Source organism: Betaproteobacteria bacterium, assembly GCA_016713305.1.
In the GTDB taxonomy this organism is placed as follows: domain Bacteria; phylum Pseudomonadota; class Gammaproteobacteria; order Burkholderiales.
Window position 1 is genome coordinate 305,084 of record JADJPK010000008.1, and the last position, 21,246, is coordinate 326,329.

General features: G+C 67.7%; 9 protein-coding genes and 7 pseudogenes. 12 read left to right on the forward strand and 4 right to left on the reverse strand.

What is annotated here, in order from left to right:
* Positions 1 to 136: 136 nt before the first annotated feature.
* Together IPK20_11480 and IPK20_11485 are read left to right on the forward strand one after the other, a co-directional pair.
* The gene (locus IPK20_11480; protein MBK8017270.1) at positions 137 to 2,311 is read left to right on the forward strand and encodes a PEP-CTERM sorting domain-containing protein; all 2,175 of its coding nucleotides are present in this window, start codon (positions 137 to 139) and stop codon (positions 2,309 to 2,311) included.
* 64 nt (positions 2,312 to 2,375) lie between these two features.
* Complete coding sequence (locus tag IPK20_11485) at positions 2,376 to 3,578, forward strand: glycosyltransferase family 4 protein (protein MBK8017271.1); 1,203 nt, start codon at positions 2,376 to 2,378, stop codon at positions 3,576 to 3,578.
* A 91-nt stretch (positions 3,579 to 3,669) separates the two neighbouring features.
* Here the strand turns inward: IPK20_11485 and pncA are convergent, their stop codons facing one another.
* Both pncA and IPK20_11495 read right to left on the reverse strand, forming a co-directional pair.
* Positions 3,670 to 4,401 carry a bifunctional nicotinamidase/pyrazinamidase gene (gene pncA, locus IPK20_11490; GenBank protein MBK8017272.1) on the reverse strand — a complete coding sequence of 244 codons (732 nt, stop codon included), beginning with the start codon at positions 4,399 to 4,401 and terminating at the stop codon, positions 3,670 to 3,672.
* Positions 4,402 to 4,444: 43 nt separating this feature from the next.
* Positions 4,445 to 6,235: a hydantoinase B/oxoprolinase family protein gene (locus IPK20_11495; protein MBK8017273.1), complete on the reverse strand. Its 1,791-nt coding sequence runs from the start codon at positions 6,233 to 6,235 to the stop codon at positions 4,445 to 4,447.
* Positions 6,236 to 6,442: 207 nt separating this feature from the next.
* On the opposite strand from IPK20_11495, the gene IPK20_11500 reads away from it, so the two are divergent.
* Both IPK20_11500 and IPK20_11505 read left to right on the forward strand, forming a co-directional pair.
* On the forward strand, positions 6,443 to 7,717 hold the full coding sequence (locus IPK20_11500) for a BtaA family protein (GenBank protein MBK8017274.1): 1,275 nt from the start codon (positions 6,443 to 6,445) through the stop codon (positions 7,715 to 7,717).
* A gap of 19 nt (positions 7,718 to 7,736) precedes the next feature.
* Positions 7,737 to 8,468 carry a class I SAM-dependent methyltransferase gene (locus tag IPK20_11505; protein MBK8017275.1) on the forward strand — a complete coding sequence of 244 codons (732 nt, stop codon included), beginning with the start codon at positions 7,737 to 7,739 and terminating at the stop codon, positions 8,466 to 8,468.
* On the opposite strand, the gene IPK20_11510 is transcribed toward IPK20_11505, so the two are convergent.
* Both IPK20_11510 and IPK20_11515 read right to left on the reverse strand, forming a co-directional pair.
* Entirely contained in the window at positions 8,423 to 9,088 is a 666-nt protein-coding gene (locus IPK20_11510) for a ceramidase domain-containing protein (GenBank protein MBK8017276.1), read from the reverse strand. The two genes, IPK20_11505 and IPK20_11510, sit on opposite strands and share 46 nt — an antisense overlap.
* A gap of 83 nt (positions 9,089 to 9,171) precedes the next feature.
* Positions 9,172 to 11,231, reverse strand: a pseudogene (locus tag IPK20_11515) (hydantoinase/oxoprolinase family protein).
* Between the two features lie 159 nt (positions 11,232 to 11,390).
* Here IPK20_11515 and IPK20_11520 point away from each other — a divergent pair.
* From IPK20_11520 to IPK20_11555, 8 genes and pseudogenes are all read left to right on the forward strand, one after another.
* On the forward strand, positions 11,391 to 12,029 hold the full coding sequence (locus IPK20_11520) for a PEP-CTERM sorting domain-containing protein (GenBank protein ID MBK8017277.1): 639 nt from the start codon (positions 11,391 to 11,393) through the stop codon (positions 12,027 to 12,029).
* Positions 12,030 to 12,522: 493 nt separating this feature from the next.
* A complete protein-coding gene (locus tag IPK20_11525) occupies positions 12,523 to 17,121 on the forward strand; it encodes an LEPR-XLL domain-containing protein (GenBank protein ID MBK8017278.1) in 4,599 nt (1,532 codons plus the stop codon).
* Positions 17,121 to 17,405 (forward strand): annotated as a pseudogene (locus tag IPK20_11530) (hypothetical protein). The gene IPK20_11525 and the pseudogene IPK20_11530 overlap by 1 nt, the downstream one beginning before the upstream one ends.
* A 69-nt stretch (positions 17,406 to 17,474) precedes the next feature.
* Positions 17,475 to 17,798 (forward strand): annotated as a pseudogene (locus IPK20_11535) (hypothetical protein).
* Positions 17,799 to 17,933: 135 nt separating this feature from the next.
* Positions 17,934 to 18,377, forward strand: a pseudogene (locus IPK20_11540) (hypothetical protein).
* A 96-nt stretch (positions 18,378 to 18,473) separates the two neighbouring features.
* Positions 18,474 to 18,758: pseudogene (locus IPK20_11545) on the forward strand (hypothetical protein).
* 99 nt (positions 18,759 to 18,857) lie between these two features.
* Positions 18,858 to 19,145 (forward strand): annotated as a pseudogene (locus IPK20_11550) (hypothetical protein).
* Between the two features lie 117 nt (positions 19,146 to 19,262).
* Positions 19,263 to 19,748, forward strand: a pseudogene (locus IPK20_11555) (hypothetical protein).
* Positions 19,749 to 21,246 lie beyond the last annotated feature (1,498 nt).

A 21,246-nucleotide genomic window follows, 5' to 3' on the forward strand; every position in this document is an offset into this window, starting at 1 on the left:
TGTCGAGGTGTTTGACAGTGCACTGCGGGACAGGGCACGGACGCGCCATTTGATACTGCCACCATTGAAGTTGATCCGTGCTGGTCCGGCCCTTGCACAGTCCGCCGGAGCGTTTGAACCTGCGTGAGATCCCAAGATGTCCGACAACAATTTGCTGGAACGAGCCCGCGCCCTGGCCGGGTCCACCGCCTTCGTCGCCCTGCCGCTTGCCGCCGTCGCCCCTGCCGCCAACGCCGTCACCTTGTTGACCGACTACTCGGTCGTGGGGGAATACTCCAACTCCGGCTGGTTCATGTCCTGGCTGGACGATGCCGCGGCCGACGCCACGCCGCTGGGCAACGGATTCAAGCTGACCGGCAGCAAGACCATCACGGACAGCCTCTTCTGGCGCTGGGACGACAACGTACAGGCCACCGTGCGCCGGTACGACGTCACCGGGATGGCCTTCGCGTGGGGAGGCGCCATCGACGGTGCACTGCGCCCGGGTGACACGCTCTCGGCTCCCTTCGACCTGATCCTCGACTACACCCACACGCTGCCGCAGTTCGCTGCCTACGATTACTTCGGCGTGAACTGGCATCTCACGGTGGGACTGCGCGCCGACGGCGACAGCCCGTACACCCCTGACTTCTACCGCACGTTGCCTACCAGCAATTCCGTCTCGTATGTCGACACATACGGATCGGTCGATCAGCCCGGGCAGTTCGGCTTCTCGGGCAACCTCAACATCTCGATCGACGATTGGGCGTCCCAGGCCACGCACTGGTATGCGGTGCTCACCGTGGACTGGAACGATGCGCTCGCCCAGCGCGGGTACGAAGACACGCATGGCAGCCACAACGGCGATACGCTCACCTTCACGGTGCCAGGCGACTCCATCGATCTGACGATCGCGCAAGGAAAGACGACCTTTGCGGGCGAGACGATCGAGAACAACGGCGGATACACCGTGCCGTCGTGGTCGATCCTCCGGACGGCAGGAACCTTCCGCAATCTGTCGAGCGCGACTCTGCGCATCGAAGGCACAGCCGAGACGACCGAAGGCGGTGTCGTCCAGAACCTCCTGGGCGGCCTCGTCCAGAACGCAGGCACGTTCCGCAACCTGTTCGGCGGCCTGTTCGGAAACGCCGGAACCTTCGACAACGAAGCGGGCGGCACCGTCGAGAATTCCGGCACGATCAAGAACATGCTCGGAGGCCTGTTCGGAGGCGCAGGCCAGGTCACCAACAACAGCGACGGCGTGATCGAGAACGCCGGAATGATGCGCGGGCTGCTCGGCGGTTCCTTCGACAACTACGGCAAGGTCGACAACCTGGCCGGCGCGACCATCGAGAACGAAGGATCCATGCAGAACATGTTCGGCGGCCTCTTCGGCAACGCCGGGACGATCCTCAACAAGAGCGGTGCAGACTTCTCCAATGCGGGCACGTTCACCAATGCGCTGGGTGGCCTGTTCGGCAATGCAGGAACGCTCACCAACCAGTACTCCGGTCTCTTCGGCAACATCGGGACGCTCAACAATGCGCTGGGCGGACAGCTGTTCAACTACGGCCAGTTCACCAACTCCAGCAACCATACGGTCAACAACGACGGCTACTTCTTCACTGACGGCATGCTGGAGAACACGTCGACCGGCGTGTTCAACAACAACGGAACGGTCGAGATCGGTTACAGCGGTTCGCTGATCAACGATGGCGAGTTCAACAACGAGGGCGCGATCGCGAATTCCGGCTACGTCTACGTCGGAGCAGTGGGAACGATCGGCGGGTCCGGAACCTATGAGCAGTGGTACGGGTACACGATGGTCGACGGCACGCTCTCGGCCTCGCAGATCGCTCTGCACGGGGGCTACCTGGCGGGGTCCGGCGTCCTGACGGCAACGGCCTCGCTCACGATCGACGAAGGGGTGTCGATCATGCCGGGTGGCGAGGACGCCGCCGGCCAGCTCACGATCGAGGGCGATTTCGCGCCGGACGCCACCAGCGGGCTGCTGATCGACATCAAGGGTGCGCAGCAGGGCACCGAATACGATCTCCTGGCCATCGCGGGGGAAGCCTCGCTCGCGGGAAATCTCTATCTGTACATGGGATACGAACCTGTCCCGGGGACGGTCTTCACCATTCTCACGGCCACGGGCGGCGTGCACGGCCAGTTCGCCAACATCTTCGCCGGCGGCCTGCAGGTGGCGCCGATCTACGGCACGGACAGCGTGTCGATCCAGTTCGGCGCCCCGGTGCCGGAACCCGGTACCTACGCGATGTTCCTCGCCGGACTGGGCCTGCTCGGCCTGTGGAGCAAACGCCGCCGGTAACTCGCCGCATCATCGCCATCGGCACATGAGGCCAGACGTTCGCGTCTGGCCTTATGCTTTGGAGATGACACCACAAAGGCTCCTGCTTCTGCTCGGTCAGAACGCCTTCGATCCCACGAGCGGTGCTGCGCAATCCATGCGGCAGGCCGCAGAAGTGCTCGCCGGCGCGGGCTGGAATGTCCGCGCCCTTTGCACCAGCGGTTGCGAGGGGGACGTGGAGGGAGACCCTGCCGCCATGCTCCGCGAGCGAGGGGTCGTCGCGGTGGAGCAGGCTTCGCTGACGCCGTCCGGCGCGCGGGTACTGGCGGCCTCCCGCGCAGGCGTCCTGCACGAGATCGTCTGCGTCGATCCTGCTCGAAAGCGGTATTGGGAACGCGACGCCGGTCCGGAGTACCACGCCCGGCTGGACCGGATCGTCCGCGAATTTGCTCCGCAGGTCGTGCTCGCCTTCGGCGGCGATCCGGGCGACGAACGCCGCCGCACCGTGCTCCGCGCAGCGGGGGCTCGCGTGGTGTTCGCCCTGCACAACCTCGCCTACCTGAAAAGCAGACCGGCGCAGGTGGATGCGTTTCTCGCGCCCACGGAATTCGTCGCCGGGCGCTATCGCGAGGCGTGGCATGCGGACGTGCAGGTCCTGCCCACGCCGATCGTGCCCCAGGGAATCGTGGCCGATCGCCGGGACGCCGTGTTCACGACGTTCGTCAATCCGGAACCCGCCAAGGGATTGTGGATCGTGGCGCGGCTCGCACAGATGCTGGGCGAGCAGCGGCCCGACATTCCCCTCCTGGTCGTGGAAGGGCGCATGTCCGCCTCGAACCTGATTGCGGCAGGGCACGCGATGGACGCGGATCTCTCGCGTTTTCCGAACCTGATGTTCAGCCCCGCCGTGGCGGACGTTGCGGCGCTGTGGGCGACCTGCCGGATGGTGCTTGCGCCCTCGATCGTGGAGGAGGCGGCAGGCCGCGCAGTGCTGGAGGCCATGGCCAATGGCGCCGTGCCGCTGGTGTCGGACCGTGGCGCTCTGCCGGAAACCGTGGGCGACGCGGGCGTGGTGCTGCCGCTACCAGGCAGTCTCTCGCTTGCTTCTGCGGGACCGGTGAGTCAGGAGGTCGCGCGGCCTTGGTTCGACGCGATCACGTCGTTCGTGGATGACGAGGAACGCTATGCACGCGCATCGGAGCGTGCAAGGCGCCATGCCACGCGCTACCTCCAGGATCAGGTGGCACCGGCCTACGGCGCCTGGTTCGAATCCGTGATGGTTCGCTGAACGGCAGTCGATACCAGGACTCATGCCGGGACGGGCGCCAACGAAAAGGCCCGCGCGCGGCGGGCCCCGAAACACGGCAGCGACCGGAATGTCAGGCGATGTCGGACGACTGGATGCGCTTCACGCCCTTGGAAATCATCTCCTTCCAGGCGGCCTCGAGCCCCGTTCCCCCGAGATTGATGCCGCGGGAGGCATCCTCGATCACGCACGCCTTGAAGCCTGCGGCGCGCGCGTCGATGGCGCTCCAGCCCACGCAGAAGTCGGTGGCCAATCCGGCGAGGTAGCAGTTCTTGATGCCCTTCTGCCTGAGATAGCCGGTGAGGCCGGTCGGTGTCTTCTTGTCGGCCTCGAGGAAGGTCGAATAGCTGTCGACGTCGCGGTGGAAGCCCTTGCGGATGACCAGCATGGCGTGCGGAATCGACAGGCCCGGTGCGAAATCGGCACCGTCCGTGCCCTGCACGCAGTGATCCGGCCACAGCACCTGCGTGCCATAGGAAAGCTGGATGGTCTCGAACGGCTTCTTGCCTTCGTGCTGCGACGCGAACGACACGTGATCGGCGGTGTGCCAGTCCTGCGTGAGCACCACGTTCTCAAACTTCTTCGCGATCTCGTTGATGAGCGCCACGATCTCGTCGCCCTGGTTCACGGCGAGCGATCCGCCGGGGATGAAGCACTTCTGCACATCGACCACGATGAACACGTCGTTGGGCCCGGGCTTCAGCTTGCCGTCCGCGAGGGCCTGGGCGAGCCATCCGGTGCCGCCGGCAGCCACCGCCGATCCTGCGGCGAGCTTCAGAAAACTGCGACGATCGAAACCGCTCATCTCTCCATTCTCCTTGGTCGGTTGATGGGCCGGCGCATTCCGGTCACGGGCCGGTGCGCTCGCTCGCTGATTCTGTGCCTGGATGACCGCCTTCGCAACCCGGGGCGCCGCGCTGCGCGCGAAGTTGCGTGGTGGCGGATTCGTCCGGCAAGCCGTCCGGGCCGATGACGACGCCGAACCGGGTTCGTGCCTGTGCGGTGGTGAAGTAGCCACGTTGCACGTCGCAGGCCACCTGTCCCGCATCGCGCCGCCACGCGTCCCCGTACCCGCCTCCGCCCGGCGTGGCGACGTGCACGACATCGCCGGGACGCAGATGGATGTCCTGGTCCTTGGACAGATGCGGAGGCACATGGGCCGTGCCCCCGGCTTCGATTCGCACCGTGTTGGTGCCGCCATCTTCGCCACCCAGCGCACCCCTGGGCCCGGTCCGTCCATGGTCCATGACCATGGAGGCCCGGGCTTCGCCGCGACGCAGCCTCACGGCATAGGAGACGCCGAATCCGCCGCGATGCTCGCCCGCGCCGCCCGAGCCTTCGTGCAGGGCATAGCGGTCGAACAGCACGGGGTAGCGCTGCTCCATGATCTCGATGGGGGTGGTCTTGGAGATGCCGATGGTGGAACAGCCGTTGGAGATGCCGTCGCCCGCCGGCGAGCCCCCGTAACCGCCGCCCGAGATGACGTACATCACATAGGGCCGTTTGCGCAGCGGGTCGTAGCCGCCCAGGGCGAAATTGCCCGACGTGCCGGCAGGCGATGCGAACATCCGGTCGGGCATCGCCTTCACCAGCGCGTCGAAGACCGCCTCGGCGATGCGCTGGCTCACCTCGGCCGCGCAGCCTGAGACCGGACGCGGATACTTCGCGTACAAGAAGGTGCCTTCCGGGTCGATCACGCGCAGGGGTTCGAACGTGCCGGCGTTGATCGGCACTTCGGGGAACACGTGCTTCATCGCGAGATAGATCGACGACCTGGTCGTGGCGATGACGCTGTTCATGGGCCCCTTGCAGGGCGGCGAGGAACCCGCCATGTCGAACGTGAGGGTCTCGCCGTTCTTGGACACCGTCATGGCGATCCTGAGCGGCTCGTTCACGACGCCGTCGGAATCGATCCACGCCTCCCCGCGGTAGACCCCATCCGGGAGGGTGGCGATCCGTGCCCGCATCTGCCGCGATGCGCGGCGTTCCAGTTCGCCGATGGCCTTCTCGATGGTGTCCGCCCCGTAGCGGTCGAGCAGTGCGGTCAGGCGTTTCTCGCCGACGGCCAGGGCGGCGGCCTGGGCCTTGATGTCGCCGATGCGCTGATCGGCGAGACGGATGTTCGAGAGGATGATGGAGAGGATCTCCTGGTCGAGCTCGCCCTGCTTGAAGAGCTTGACCGGCGGCAGCCGCAGTCCTTCCTGCTCCACCTCCGTCGCATTGGCGGAGAACCCGCCGGGCACCATGCCGCCCGTGTCCGGCCAGTGGCCCGTGTTGGCGAGCCAGCACCACAGGCGCTCCTGGTAGAAGAACGGCTTCACGAACTTGACGTCCATGAGGTGCGTGCCGCCCAGGTAGGGATCGTTGACGATGTAGATGTCGCCCGGGGTGAGATCCTTCGCGCGTTCGATGACGGCCTGGGTGGAGAACTGCATGGTGCCCACGAAGACGGGCAGGCCCAGATCGCCCTGCGCGATGAGCGCCCCGGTGTCGCGGTGGTAGATGCCGTCCGAGCGGTCGAGCGCTTCCGAGATGACGGGGCTGAATGCGGAGCGGACGAAGGCGAGGTCCATCTCGTTGCAGACCTGCTGCAACCCGCTCTGGATGACGGAAAGCGTGATGGCGTCGAGGGCGCTCATGGCTCGGTGGCAAGGATGAACCTGCGGGAGCTTAGCACCGGGACGGCAGACGCCGATTCACCCCGGCCGCCGGATCGCCCGCTGCGGTGCCCGGCGGAACATGCCTTCTCGTCGTGGTTCGTCGCACCTCCGTGCGGACGGCCCACGGCAATCGATCCTCTCCCTGACCCTTGACCGTCACCGTCCGGAAACGCATGCGTCACCGGTATGTCATGCCGGCCACCTAGTCTCGCCGGATTCGGCACGGTGCCGGGGATCGGTGGAGTTTCCTTGAAGAGAGACGAACTGTCCCTGCTGGGCAGGGTGGACGAGAAGGTGTTTTCCGCCATCTACCGCAGGGCTCTGGTCTACAACACGTGCTGGGAAGACCCGGCGGTCGACCATCAGGCGCTGGACATCGGCGGAACCGACACGATGCTGGCGATCACCAGCGCGGGCTGCAACGTGCTCGACTACCTGCTCGCCGAGCCTCGCCGCATTCACGCGGTGGACGCGAATCCGCGGCAGACGGCGCTTCTGGAACTCAAGGTCGCCGGCATCCGCAAGCTCGCCTACGAGGATTTCTTCCGCATCTTCGGCGACGGGGGGCACGATCGCTTTCGCGAGATCCATCACGACGTGCTGCGGGGCGAACTATCCCCCTTCGCGCGGCAGTTCTGGGACCGGCGCCTGCACTGGTTCACTCATCCGCCGGGCAGGAGCAGCTTCTACTTCCACGGACTGTCGGGCATCGTGGCGCGGGTCTTCCGCACGTACCTCAAGCTCCGGCCGGAGCTGGCGCAGGCGGTGGACGACATGATTCACGCGCCTTCGCTGGAGGTCCAGGCAGGCATCTACGACGAGCGCGTCGCCCCCAGGTTGTGGAACGGTCCGACCCGCTGGGCGCTGTCGCGCCAGATCACCATGTCAATGCTGGGCGTGCCGCATCCTCAACGGCGGGAGGTGCAGTCCCAGCACGAGGAAGGCGTCGCAGGCTACGTGCGGCATTCGCTCGACTACGTCTTCAGGACCTTTCCCCTGCGCAGCAACTACTTCTGGTACGTCTACCTGCGCGGCTGCTACTCCGCGCAGGCCTGCCCGCGCTACCTGCAGCGCGACGGCTTCGAACGGCTGAAGGCCGGCCTCGTCTACCGGCTCGTTCCGCACACCTGCACGCTGACCGAGTTCCTGCGCCGCAATCCCGATCCGATCTCGAAGTTCGTGCTGCTGGATCACATGGACTGGATGAGCTGCTACCACCCCGAGGCCCTGGCGGAAGAGTGGGCCCTGATCCTGGACCGTGCACGGCACGGCGCCCGCGCGATCTTCCGCAGCGCGCATGCCCGGCCGAGATATCTCGAGGCGATCCCCGTGACGTACGGCACGGCATCCCGACCCCTGTCGGAATGGTTGCGATTCGACCCGGATCTCGCACAGCGGCTGGACTTGCAGGACAGGGTGCACACCTACGCCGGCTTCCACATCGCCCACCTGCCTGCCTGAGGGATTCCCCCTGTCCTCCCTGCTTGCCCGCCCCCGTGTCCTCTGGCGGATCCTGCGCGGCCAACCGCGTGCGGGAACCCTGGCGCAGCGCCTGCAGACGTTCTATGCGCCGCAGGCACTGCACTACGACGAGACCCGTGCCGCGCTCCTGCACGGAAGGCGTCTGCTGAAGGAACTGGTGCGGGCCGATCGCGGCGCCGTCGTCGTCGAACTTGGCGCAGGCACCGGTGCCAGCCTGGACCTGCTGGGTCCCGCCGCGAGCGCGTGTGGCGAGATCCACCTGGTCGATCTTTGCGCGCCCCTGCTGGAGGTGGCCCGGCGCAAGGCCGCAGGGCTCGACAACGTCCGCATCGCGGAAGCCGACGCCACGCGCTACCAGCCCGGGCGCCCCGCGGATCTCGTGGTGTTCTCCTACTCGCTCACGATGATCCCGGACTGGTTCCTGGCGATCGACAACGCGTTCTCCATGCTGCGCCCCGGCGGACGCATCGCCGTCACCGATTTCCACGTCGGCCGCCGGGATCCGCCACCGGGGCTCGTCCGTCACGGGGTCTTCTCCCGCCACTTCTGGCCCCTCTGGTTCGGCCACGACGGCGTGCGGCCCAACCCCGACCACGTTCCCTATCTGCTCTCGCGATTCGACGTGGACACGCTCGTCGAGGACGCGGGACCGGTGCCGGGTCTGCCCTTCGTGCGGGTGCCCTACTACGCGTTCGTCGGCCGCAAGCCGCTCCGATCCGACGCGGTCTGAAGTCCACGGCAGCACAGGTACAGCACCAGCGCGTTCAGCGAGTGCCACAGGAAATGCGTGCCCAGCGGCCAGGCATCGCAGACCGCCAGATCGATCGTGCGGAAGAGGATCGCCACGAGGAACGTGGCCAGTGCCGCGACGAAGACACCCGCCCCGGGCCTGCGCAGGCGAAGCGTCCAGGCCGCGATGCCGGTCAGTCCGGCGACCGCCGGCAGGTACAGCACGGACCCGTTCAGCGTCTCCGGCGGGACCAGCCGGCCCACCGCGGCGGACGCCACGATGAACAGGACGACACCGGCGGCGGCCTGCCTTCCGCCAAGCCCCGCGACCCGCACGAGGTAGCGGTGGAAGAACGTCCAGATGAAGAGCGCGATGAAGAGCTTGTCCAGCACCGCCGTCTGCTTTGTGGCCGCCGCGTGGAAGATCAGGCTGCCGGTGCCGACCAGGGCGACGAGCAGCGCCAGTCCCCAATCGTCGCGCGTCGCGGCGGGTGCGCGGCGCAACCGCGCCGCGAGCACGGCGGCGGCCACGAGGAACAGCAGGTTCGTCAGGGTGTTGACGGGCTCGCCGAAGAGTCCGTGTACCGTGCGTTCGCAGTAGAGATCGATCGGATCGCCCATGGCGGCGCTCGTGCGGGTGCCGCGTCAGCGCGCCGCGCTGCACCGCTTGCGCGGGCAGACAGGGGCCGTGGGAGCACGCGGCGTCATGGCCGTTCTTCGCCCGTGTGCCGCCGCCCGAGGGATTCGAGCAGCAGATTGCCCATCGCGTCGCGCCGCGCCAGGAAGCCGGGTTCCACGACGACGGTGGTGTCCAACTGCTCCACGATGGCGGGCCCCTCGAACTCCGCAGTTTCGGGCAGCGCCTCGCGGCGATAGACCGGCGTGTCGCGCCACCCGCCTTCGAACCACACCGGCCGCCGTTCGCGCAGGGCCTCCCGCAGCGTCGGCGCGGGGGCGCCGCGGCCCAGATCCGCCAGCGGCAAGGCCTTGCGGCGTCCCAGCACGGCCGTGTGCAGGTTGACGAGCACGGGCCGGATCTCCGGCAGCGTCACCTGGAACCGGTGCCAATAGGCCTGCTCGAAGGCCCGGCGGATGTCGTCCCGGGAGACGTCCCGCCCGGCCAGGGGATCGTGAGCAGGTGGCTCTGGCCCTGGAACTGCAGATCGGCCTCGTACAGGGATTCCACCGATTCGATGGCAGCTTCCTGCCGGGCCAGCATCGTCCGGCCCTCGGCGGTCTGCTCGTCGAGCACCGCACGAACCAGTCCGTCGGGCAGGTCGGACAGGGGCACGTTCACCGTGCGCACGAAGTCGTGCCGCAGGTCCGCGACGGCGCAGCCGAGGGCGTTGGTCAGTCCCGGCCGGGCCGGAACGAGCACCTGGGGTATGCCCAGTTGGCGCGCGAGCGCACACGCATGCAGCGGGCCCGCGCCGCCGAACGCGAAGAGCGCGAAATCGCGCGGATCGTAGCCGCGCGCCAGGCTCACCATCCGGATGGCGCCCGCCATGCGGTCGTTGGCGACCCTGAGGATGGCCGCGGCCGCCGCGTCGGCCTCGACGCCGATGGGCTGGCCGATCCTCTGTTCCAGGCGCTCCCGCACGCGGGCCAGCGTGACGGGGGCGTCGACGGCCAGGAGCCGGGCGGGATCCAGGCGGCCCAGCACGAGATTGGCGTCGGTGATCGTCGGTTCCTCGCCGCCGCGCCCGTAACAGATGGGGCCGGGCCGCGCACCTGCGCTCCGCGGGCCCACCTGCAGCAGCCCGGCCTCGTCGATCCGCGCGATCGAGCCGCCCCCGGCGCCGATGGTGTGCACGTCGACCATCGGCACGTGGATGGGCATGGCGTATTCCAGCTCCAGCTCCGTGCTCAAGCGCGGCATGCCGTCCTCGATCAGGGCCACGTCGGTGGAGGTGCCCCCCATGTCGTAGGTGATCAGCCGGGGCAGCCCTGCGGCACGGCCGGTCGCCGCCGCGGCGATCACGCCCGAAGCGGGGCCGGACATGACGGAGCTCACGGCGAACTCGTGAGCCACACCTGCTGCGGTCGTTCCCCCGTTGCCCTGCATGACCAGCAGTTCGCTGCGGAACCCCCCGGCCGCAAGTCCGTCGCGCAGCCGGGCGAGATAGCGGTGGAGCACCGGCTGCACGGACGCGTTGACGGCGGCCGCCACACCTCGTTCGTACTCGCGGTATTCGGACAGCACCTGGTGACCGAGGGTCACGTAGCCGTTGGGCCACAGCGAACGCGCGATCTCGCCGGCCCGCAACTCGTGTGCCGGGTTGCGATAACTGTGCAGGAAGTGGATCGCGAGCGACTCGCAGCCCGCCGCAAGCAACTGGTTCACGGCCTGCCGGACGGCCTCCTCGTCGAGCGGTTTCAGGATTTCGCCGTCGGCGTCCATGCGTTCCCGAACCTCGAGGCGCCGTTCCCGCGGCACCAGCGGTACGAACGTGCCCGTCAGTCCATACGGCGTGGGTCGGGTTCGGCGCCCGACCTCCAGGACATCCCGAAAGCCTTCGGTCGTGATGAGCCCCACGAGCGGAAGACGGCGTTCGAGGAGCGCATTGGTCGTGGCGGTCGTGCCGTGAACGATGGCGTCGAGACTGTCGAGCGGCAGGCGGGCCTGTTCCAGCGCGGCGAGCACGCCCAGGGCCTGGTTGTCGGGTGTGGTGGGAACTTTTGCGACCCGAACTTCACCGGTAGCGCTGTCGAATACGATCAGATCGGTGAACGTGCCACCGACATCAATCCCTGCGGTTCTCATGGGCGCAGTTTAGCGGGGCCGACCGCAAAAATATCGCGCTATCCCGCCCGAAATGCCGTTCCCGGGGTTGACGAAACCCGCCGATGGCGTAGATTCCGGGGCATCGGCCGAAGCCTCCCCGAGGGCCCCGGCACTACCAGAACAATCGGAGACCTCGTCATGAAAATCGCGCGTTCCATCGCGGCCGCCCTAGCCACGTTGCTGGTTGCAGGTGCGGCGAATGCCTTTACCCTGTCCCTTTCGAATCCCGGCAGCGTTTCCCTCGGCCAGACCTTTGCGGTGTCCGTCGGATTCCAGCCCGAGCCCACCGATACGCTCGACCAGCTGGCGAGCGCGCAGATCGCCCTGAACTTCGACAACACCGCCCTCGAGCTGGTGATCCCGGCGAGCAATTCGGACTTCCTCGGCAGCTTCATCTCCACCGATTTCGCGGTGACCGATGCCGTGCTTCCCGGCGACCCCCTCGGTCAGCCCGATCAGGTCTCGCTGCTGGCTGAACTGGGTTTGCTGGCAACAGGTCCCAGCGGGGGTGGAGAACTGTTCAAGTTCAATTTCCGCATGCGCAACGACCCGGCCCTCGAAGGTACCGGACCGTTCTTCTTCAGTGCCAATGCAATTCTCGGTTTCAACATGCCCGATCCGGGTTCTTCGAGCGACCGGCTCGCGGCCCGTGGCGCCGTGGATGTGCAGCGCAACACGGTACCGGAACCTGAAGGGTTGGTGTTGCTGGGCATCGCGCTCGTCGCGGCCGGTGCCGCGACACTGCGCCGGGGACACCGCCCGACCCGTCGCACGTGAGTTGACTCTGCGCGGGAGCGCTTCCCGGCCGGCATGAAATGCCGGTAAGGGGCGTGCCAGGCGTGACAGCGAAGTTCCGGAAGGCCCGCGATTGCGGGCCTTCGTTTTTTTGCGTACGTGCGGTCGCTTCTTGCGGCAGAAACGAGAACCCGGGCATGGTGGTCCTTCCCCTGCTCCGTGCCGCAGTGCAGGTCTGGCCGATCTGCCGCGATCGAGCCCATGCGGTCACGGGGAACGGCGCATCTCCCGCGCCCGTCATCGGGCCGGTCGCATTCGCCGATGCCGGAGCCCGTCCTGATTGTGTTCGCTCAACAGCGATGTGAATTTTGCATTGACGTGCCACAACTGACGTTGCACCCTCCCGCACGAGGCAGCATTGCCGCACCGGTCCGCGGCCTTCAGGGATCTACGCCGGTCCGTCTCGGGCGCACGAAGACGCCGGGCCCCTGAGGTCACGACACAAGAAGCAGAACAACGCAGTCGAGGGGATCCCATGAAGCGTCCACGCCCGCAGTCCGTCCATTTTTCGTCCGCCGCCCGTCCTCCTTTCGCCCGCAAGGCCCTGTTCGAACGGCTCGAGCCGCGCATCCTGCTGTCCGCGGACGCCCCCGGACTCGTGGATTCGGCAGGATTGCTCGCGATCCAGCTGGGGGATGCCGGCCACGAAGTCGTGGTCACGCGGACCGGCGATGCGCAGAACGGCGGCGCCCTCCTGCGCGTCGACATCGACGGATCGTTCTGGGACTTCGGCGACGCCGCCGATGGCGTGACGTCGCTGCGCATCGACGGTGGCGCCGGCGACGACCGGATCGACGCTTCCGGCGCGGCTGTCACCACGACCGTGGATGGTGGCGCGGGCCAGGATTCCCTGGTCGGACCGCGGCAGGACGTGCGCTGGTCCCTCACGGGGGACGGTGCGGGTGCGGTGGGAGGCGTGACCTTCAGCCGCATCGAGAACCTGCTGGGCGCTGCGGACAACCGGGATACGTTCGTGCTCTTCGCCGGCGGCGGGTTGAGCGGCACGGCGGATGGCGGATCCGGCGGATTCGACTCCCTCGAGATCGATGCGGGTCCCATCTCGCTGGCGCGGTTCCTCGCCGACGGTCCGGATTCGGGGGTGGTGGAACTCGACGGCGACACCTTCCGTTATGCCGGCCTGGAACCGATCACGCTCACCAGCACCGCAGGTGAGATCGTCGTCGATGCCACGAGCGACGACAACACGCTCGTGCTCGAGGCCGACCCCACCAACAGCGCGAACCTGCGCGTGCGCAGCACCGACGGCACCATCGAGAGCGTGTCGTTCGCCCGCGCGTCGACGTCGATCACCATCAATCTGCTGGGCGGCGACGATTCGCTGGATATCGGCGATCTGGGCGCGGGCATCACGGCATCGCTCACGGTGGATGGCGGCGACGGCGACACCGATCTGATCACGGTGTCGGGGGACGTCGTACTTCCGGGGAAGGACGTGTCCCTGTCCGCGGAGACGGTCACCGTCGCCTACACGGGCAGCCTCTCCGTGCGCACGACGGCGGCGGGTGCAGACCAGGAAACGGCGGCGTCCACCGGCGGCTCGGGCAACATCGCGTTGCTGGGTCAGAACGTCGTCGTTGCCGCGGATGCCAGGCTGCTCTCGCAGGACACCCGGGCGGGACAGGCCTCCGCCGCGATCTCGCTCGGAACGGTCGCGGGCGACTGGACGGCAAACAAGCTCGGCACGCAAACCGTTTCGGGCACGTGGACCCGTGGACTCACCCACCGCCTCGTCGGCGCGACGTCCACTTCCGGATCGGGCGACGGCATGGTCGTGGACATCTCGGTGGATGCCTCCGGGAACGTGTCGGCCACGCTGGTGGACATCGGCGAGGACTACGTGGTGGGTGACACGGTCACCTTCGACGAGCCGGATCGGAATCCCGACGGAGGCGACGACCTCTCCACGAACGGGTCGGTCACCTTCACGCTGGTCGCCTCGCACAAGGGTGTGCGTCCGGCGGAAACCTCGGGCGACGGCGAAGGCATGACCGTCGACATCGATGTCGACGCGAGCGGCACGCTGACCGTCTCGATGGACAGCCCGGGCGCCCGCTATGCGGTGAACGACACCGTCACCTTCAACGATCCGCTGGAGACGTTCGACCCCTTCGGCCAGGACAACACGGCGGAGGTGACCGTCACGGCCTGGGCGGGCAACATCCTCGTGGAAGGACGGCATCAGTTCACCTCCGCCTCTGCCTTCCAGTTCTACGACGCGATCGACACCGAGCCGCTCGTCACGGTGGATGGGGCAACGCTCCGCGGCGAGAACATCACGATCCGCGCGGTGGCCAACTCCATCAACGAGCCGGGCGAGGACGAGGTCGTCGGCCAGACCGTGGACGATCTCGGCCTGGGCGGGCTGGACGACCTGAACGCATTCTTCGGCATGGTGAAGGCCACCTCCACGGCGCAGGCGGGCGTCGCGGCCGCGGTCGTCACGAGCGGACTGACGCAGGCCGGCACCTGGACAGGCGATCTTTCGCACGCGCGCGTCGCCGCGACGTCCACTTCGGGCAGCGGCACCGGCATGCTCGCCGACATCGAGGTCGACGGTGACGGGCTCGTCACGATCACCGTGGTCAATCCTGGAACGGGCTATCAGGCCGGAGACACGGTCACCTTCTCGGAACCCGGCGAAGACGCCGACGGCGAGGCGCTCAGCACCAACGGAACCATCTCGGTCCGGATCGACCTCTGGCAGCCGACGATCATTCGCGCGGAAGGCGACGTGAACGTCGAGGCGTGGGCCGGCGCCAAGGCGGACCTCCTCACGGGCGGTGTGCTGTTCGGTCTGGGCCTCACGTTTGCAACCGTCGATGCCACGGCGTACGTGGCGGGAGGCGCGGACATCACGTCCGGCGGCGCGCTGCGCGTGCAGTCGCTGGCCGAAAACATCTCCGACATGGCCGTCAACGTGACGTCCGCCCGCAGCATCCCGACGCTGAGCGGCGGCTATGCCGCCGCACGCAGCATCGTGGACGCCCATGTCGACTCGGGCGCGCTGCTGTCGGTGCACTCGCTCGACGTGCTCGCCGATACGCAGAACGACGTGAACGCGACCGTCGTGCCGTTGGAACTGGTCGATGCGCAGTCGAGCGGCATGGCCGTGACGATCGCGGTGATCGACTCCGACACCACGGCGTTCGTCGACGCCGCGGTCACCGTGCCGGGCGACGTGTCGGTGGTCGCCTCCACGGAAGTCGAGAACGAGAACACCGCCGCAGCCGAGCCGAGCAGCGCCACCGGCGGCATCCTCGGCGCCGGGTTCGGCGCGATCAAGAACAAGATCAGTTCGAAATCCGCGCCCGCGCAGAGCGGCGCGGAGAAGTTCGAATTCTCGGCGGGCATCGCCGTCACCTTGTCGGACAACGACTCCACCGCGTACATCGGGTCGAATGCGGACGTGAAGGCGGGAGGTGACGTGACCGTCGACGCTTCCGTGTACGACGACCTCCGGATCTCCGCCACGAGCACGGCGGAGGATGCGCAGACCGGCATCAGCGTGTCGGTCGCTGTCGCCGAGACCGACGACCACGCTACCGCGTATATCGCCGATGACGCGCGCGTGAATTCCCGCGGCGCGCTGACGGTCCACTCGAGCACGGTGATCCCCAATCCGCTGCCGGACAACGCCTGGGGCGTCTTCGCGCCCGACGCGGACACCGGTGCAGGCGCCATCTTCAGCGTCCTCAAGTCGACCATCAACTTTGAATCGCTGATGTTCTCGCTGTTCACGTCGTATGTCCGCTCCGGGGCCGTATTCACGGAATCCGGCACGGCGACGTCCGGCGGCAGCGGCACCACGGCGCCCGAGAGCAAGCTGTCTCTGGCGGGCAGCTTCAACTGGCTCGAATACGACAATGCCAGCCATGCGTACATCGGCGCCGGGGCCCAGATCAATCAGGACGCCGCATACCGGGCCGACGGGCAGACCGTCAGCGTGACGGCAGATTCGAAGATCAAGACGCTGAACGTCGTCGGCATCTTCTCCTTCCCCAACCCCGCCAACGCCATCGGTTCCGACGGCAAGACCTCACAGGCGTTGATCGATTCGATCAACCCGCTCGGCAACTCCGGCAAGGCCGCGCTCGGCGGATCGCTCACCTATCTCAACTACGGCACCAGCACGATCGCGGAGATCAAGGAAGGCGCCGTGGTGTATGCGCGGCAGGGCACGACCGTCCGCTCGAAGTCCGATCACTGGACGTTCATGCTGAGCGTGGCCGGCGGCAAGGCCGAGAAGACCGGCGTGGAAGGCGCCTTCGGCATGGTGGACCAGACGAGCGTCACGCGCGCTCAGGTGCACGATGGTGCGACCGTCACCGGCGGCGGACTCGCGATCCTGTCCACCGACGACACCAGCCACCTCAACGTGACCGGCGGGGCGGTCTGGAGCAAGAACGTCGGCGTGGGATTCTCCATCGGCGTCGAGGACGTGGACCGCACGGTCGAGGCCGTGCTGGGCGAGAGCGATGCGACGGCGACGGCGCTGGCGACCACGGTGGACGTGACGGGCGATGTGCAGATCGAAGCCGAGGCGACGGGCCAGGTGGAGAGCTATTCGGTGGCGGCCTCGCTCAAGACGGCGACCGACGCCAACACGAACCAGGGATCTCCCACCGGGTCGACCAACCAGAGTCTCGGGCCGTCAGGCTCGGGCGGACAGCAGCCGGTCAACGTTTCCGGCGGGAGCGGAAGCGGCGGGAGCGGTGGCTCCGGTGGGACGGGCGGCACGGGGAGCACCGGTGGGACGGGCGGCACGGGGAGCACCGGTGGAACAGGCGGTACGGGGAGCACCGGCAGCAGTACTCAGAGCCAGACGGGGTACGCCATTGCCGGCGACGTGTCGGTCAACATCATCGACGACACCGCGCGTGCCGTAGTCAACGCACCCGGAACGGTGAAGACCGGCAGCGCGCGCGACCTCGACGTCGTCGCCGCGAACACGACGGACTTCGTGGCGCTGGCCGGCGCCGCCACGTTCTCCTCGGATCGTCGACCGTGCAGTCGAAGTCCGTCGGCATCGCCGGTTCGCTGGGCGTCAATGTGATCACCGGCACGACCGAGGCCTCCATCACGGACGCGACCGTTTCGCAGGTCGGCGATGTGAGCGTGGACGCGGCGCGGACCGGCACGTACCTCACCGTCACGGCAGGAGGTTCCGGCTCCGCCCGCTCGACGGGCGTGAACGTGGCCGGTTCGGTGTCGTGGAACGAGTTGGAGGACACCACCGACGCCTTCATCGACAGTGCATCCATTACGGCAAGCGGGGCGCTGCGCGTCCAGTCGACCAACAGCACGACCGTCACCGCCATCGCCGGCGCGGCGGCCTTCACGCTCCCTCTCGGGTCCCAGTCTCCCGGGTCCAGCGGCGCCATCGGACTGTCCGTGGGCGTGAACCGGGTGACATCCACGGTCAATGCCTACTCGAAGGGATCCACGCTCACTGCGGGCGGCGATGTCAGCATCGATGCCCTGTCGACCATCGACATCGAAGGCTATTCCTACGGTGGCGCGCTGTCGGTCTCCACGGGACGCAGCAGTTCCGGCTCGGGGCTCGTCTGGGACGGCGCGGGCGCTGGTGCGGGCAACGAAGTGACGAACACCGTCGCGGCCTACGTCGAAGGCGGCAGCGTGACCACGACCACCGGCAGTGGCGGTGACGTCTCGGTTTCCGCGACCGACCGCTCGGTGGTCGATTCCGACGCCGGCGGGTTCGCCCTCTCGCTTTCCTCGGCAAGCCAGGGCTCCAGCCAGACGCTGTCGGTGGGCATTTCGGTGGGCGTGAACATCGTCACCAACACGACGGAGGCCACCATCGACGGGTCGACGGTGAATGCCGACGGCGCAGTTTCGGTCGATATGAAGTCCCTCGCTTCCATCGAGGCGCTGACCATCGCCGGAACCCTGGTGGGCGTGCAGACCAGCGGCACCGGTTTCGGCGGATCGGGGGCGGGCGCCGGATCGGGCAACACGGTGAAGAACACCGGGCGGTCCCGGGTGCGCAACGGCGCGTCCGTCACCGCGGGCGGCGGTGTCAGCGTGTCGGCCACCGATGCGATCTCGGAAGACGACAAGAGCCTGATCAAGGCCGACGCAGGCGGGGTGGCCATCGCGTTGACCCTGCAGAGCCAGGGCTCCACCAACGTCAACGTGACCTTCGGCATCTCGGTCGCGGTGAACGACGTCGAGAACACGGTCGAATCCCTGGTGGACGACAGCACGATCGTGGCAGGCGCCGCCGTGAGTCTGGAGGCGCAGTCGGACATCGAGATCGATGCGCTGACCATCGCCGGTTCGCTGAGCGGCAGCTATTCGTCGCAGCAGGGTGGCCTGCCGATCAACATCTCTGGTGCCGGCGCAGGGTCGGGCAACACCATCACCAACACCGTCTCGGCGACGATCGAGAACGGTTCACAGGTGACCACGAACAACGGCGGCGGCGTCACGCTGCTCGCGCACGACGATTCCGAGATCACGGCCGATGCCGGTGCCATCGCCCTGGCGTTGAGCTATTCGCAGGGCAGCGCGGTCAACGTCTCCGTTGGGGCGACAGCCGCGGTGAACGAGATCACCAACACGGTCGAGGCCGGCGTGGACGCATCGACGGTCGATGCGGACGGCGCGTTCCAGGCCACGGCCGAGACCACGGCCACGATCGACGCCCTCACGCTGGCCGGCGCGGGAACCGGCACGTTGTCGGGCGGCCAGTCCGGCGTGGGTGTTGCCATCGCCGGCGCAGGGACGGGGTCCGGCAACGACCTCGCCAACTCCACGCTCGCGTACATCCGCAACGGCAGTTCCGTATCCACGGACAACGCCGGTTCCGTCAGTCTCACGGCGACGAACGCGTCCACCATCACGGCCGACGCCGTGGCGGGCAGCCTGTCCGTGCAGTACGGTGGATCGGCCGGTGCCTCCGTCTCCATTGGTGCCGCCATCAGCGTGAACGACATCGGCGACACCACACGCGCATACGTCGAGGATTCCGACGTCGCTTCCGACGGTGCGGTGACCCTCGACGCCCGCTCCACGGCCATCATCGATTCGCTGTCCGTCGGTGCCGCGGTCAGCGTGTCCGCCAGCGGCCAGAGCGGCGCGGTGGCCATTGCAGGCGCTGCGGCGGGCGCGAGTTCCTACAACACCATCGACAACACGACCGAGGCGTACCTGAGCGGCGCGAGCACGGACATGGTGACGACCGGAACGGGCGCGCTCCTGGGCATCACGGTGGTGGACGAGAACCGCATCACCGCCGACGCCGGGGCAGGCAGCCTCGCCGTGTCGTTCTCCCTGGAGGGCGGCTCGTTCGCCGCGGCCATCGGCATCGGTCTCGCCTACAACGACATCACCAACACCGTGCGGGGCTATATCTCCGGCACCACGATCGATGCCGGGTCGGTGGACATCGACGTTGCCACGGAACCCGAGGACAGCAGCGAACCGATGATCGATGCGCTGGCCGTGGGCGTGGCGGTGGCGGCGGCGATCACCAATCCCCAGCAAGGCTTCAGCGTCGCGCTTTCCGGCGCCGGCGCCGAGTCGGACAACACGATCGACAACACGGTCACGGCCTTCATCGACGGGTTCGCCGACATCACCACCACCGGTGGAGTTCGGGTGGCGGCGTCCGAGACCGCCACCATGTCGGCGGATGTGCCCGCCATCGCTGCGTCTCTTGGCGTGCTGTCCGCCGCCATCGGCGTGTCGATGAGCGAGAACACCATCGAGTCCGACGTCGATGCGTACATCGACGATGCGACGATCGATGCCGGCGCGGGCGTCGACGTCGTGACGAAGTCCGACGACAGCATCGAGGCAACGACGACTCCCATCGCCATCTCCATCGGCATCGGCATCGCAGGCGCGGGTGCGGAGGCGCTGTCGACGATAGCCGGTTCGGTCGAAGCCTGGCTCGGCGACAACGCGGACATCACATCGGCAGGCAGCGTGCGCGTCTCGTCCGTCTCCACGGCGGACGCCACGGCCGAAGGCGAAGGCGGAGGGGCGGGCGCGCTGTCCTTCGACGCACTGGTGGCCGAAGCCACGGTGTCGCAGGACACCCGTGCCTACGTCCAGGGCGGTGCCCGGATCGACGCGACCGGCCTCTCGGTGGTCACGTACGGCCTCGACGCGAGCGACCCGACGGAGAGCTCGCGCACGGCGACGTCGGACGTCGTCGTCGGCAACGTCACCGTCGTGGGCGCCAACGGCGCGGACACGAGTTCCACCATCTCGGGTGACGTCGAGGCCTACATCGACGGTGACGCCGAGATCACGCTTTCCGGTGGCGCGCTCGTCGAGGCCCGCTCTTCCGCCAATGCCGACTCGGTGGGCGAGGGCGGATCCGGGGGCGGCATTGCCGTCTCCGTGATGTATGTGGCGGCCGAGATCAGCGGCGGCACGAAGGCCTGGGTGGGGGACGGCACGACGCTCGATTCGTCGTCGTTGTCGGTGCTCGCGACTTCGGACAACACCGCCACGGCCGACGAGCTGAGCGTGGCGATCGCTTTCGGTGGCGGCGCAGGGGGCGACGCCGCCGCGACGATCACGCACAACACCGAAGCGTGGATCGGCGCGCAGACGGATATTCCTGTCCAGGCGGAGACGACGATCACGTCGGGGGCGATCGACGTCTCGGCAACGTCTTCGCACACGATCGACGTCACCCCGGAAGGCGGAGCGGGAGGCGGCGTGGCGATCGGCGCCTTCACTGCCGAGGGTTACCTCGGAGACGACCTGGGCAACGGTTCGACCCGCGCCTATGTCGGCCAGGGCGCGCGCATCGAGGCTTCTTCCCTCGACGTCACCGCTTCATCGACCACCGACGTCACGGTGGACGTGCTGGTCGTGGGCATCGGTGTCCTGTCCGGAGCGGGCGCGGACGTCGAACTGCTGGTGCAGGGCGAAGTGGAGGCCTTCCTGGACCCGGGTGCGACCCCCGACCTCAGCGCCGCCATCGACGTGAGCGGAGCGGTCAACGTGACTGCCACGTCGGACGACACGGCGTATGCCAACACCGAGGGCGGGGCCGGCGGCGCCGTGTCGGTGAGCGTCATGTACGCTGCAGCGACGAACGAGGTGGAGACTCGAGCCTACGTCGGTGACGACGCCGGGCTGTCCGTGGGCAGCCTGTCGATGACGGCGACGGCAGCGGACCGGGATACCGAGGCGG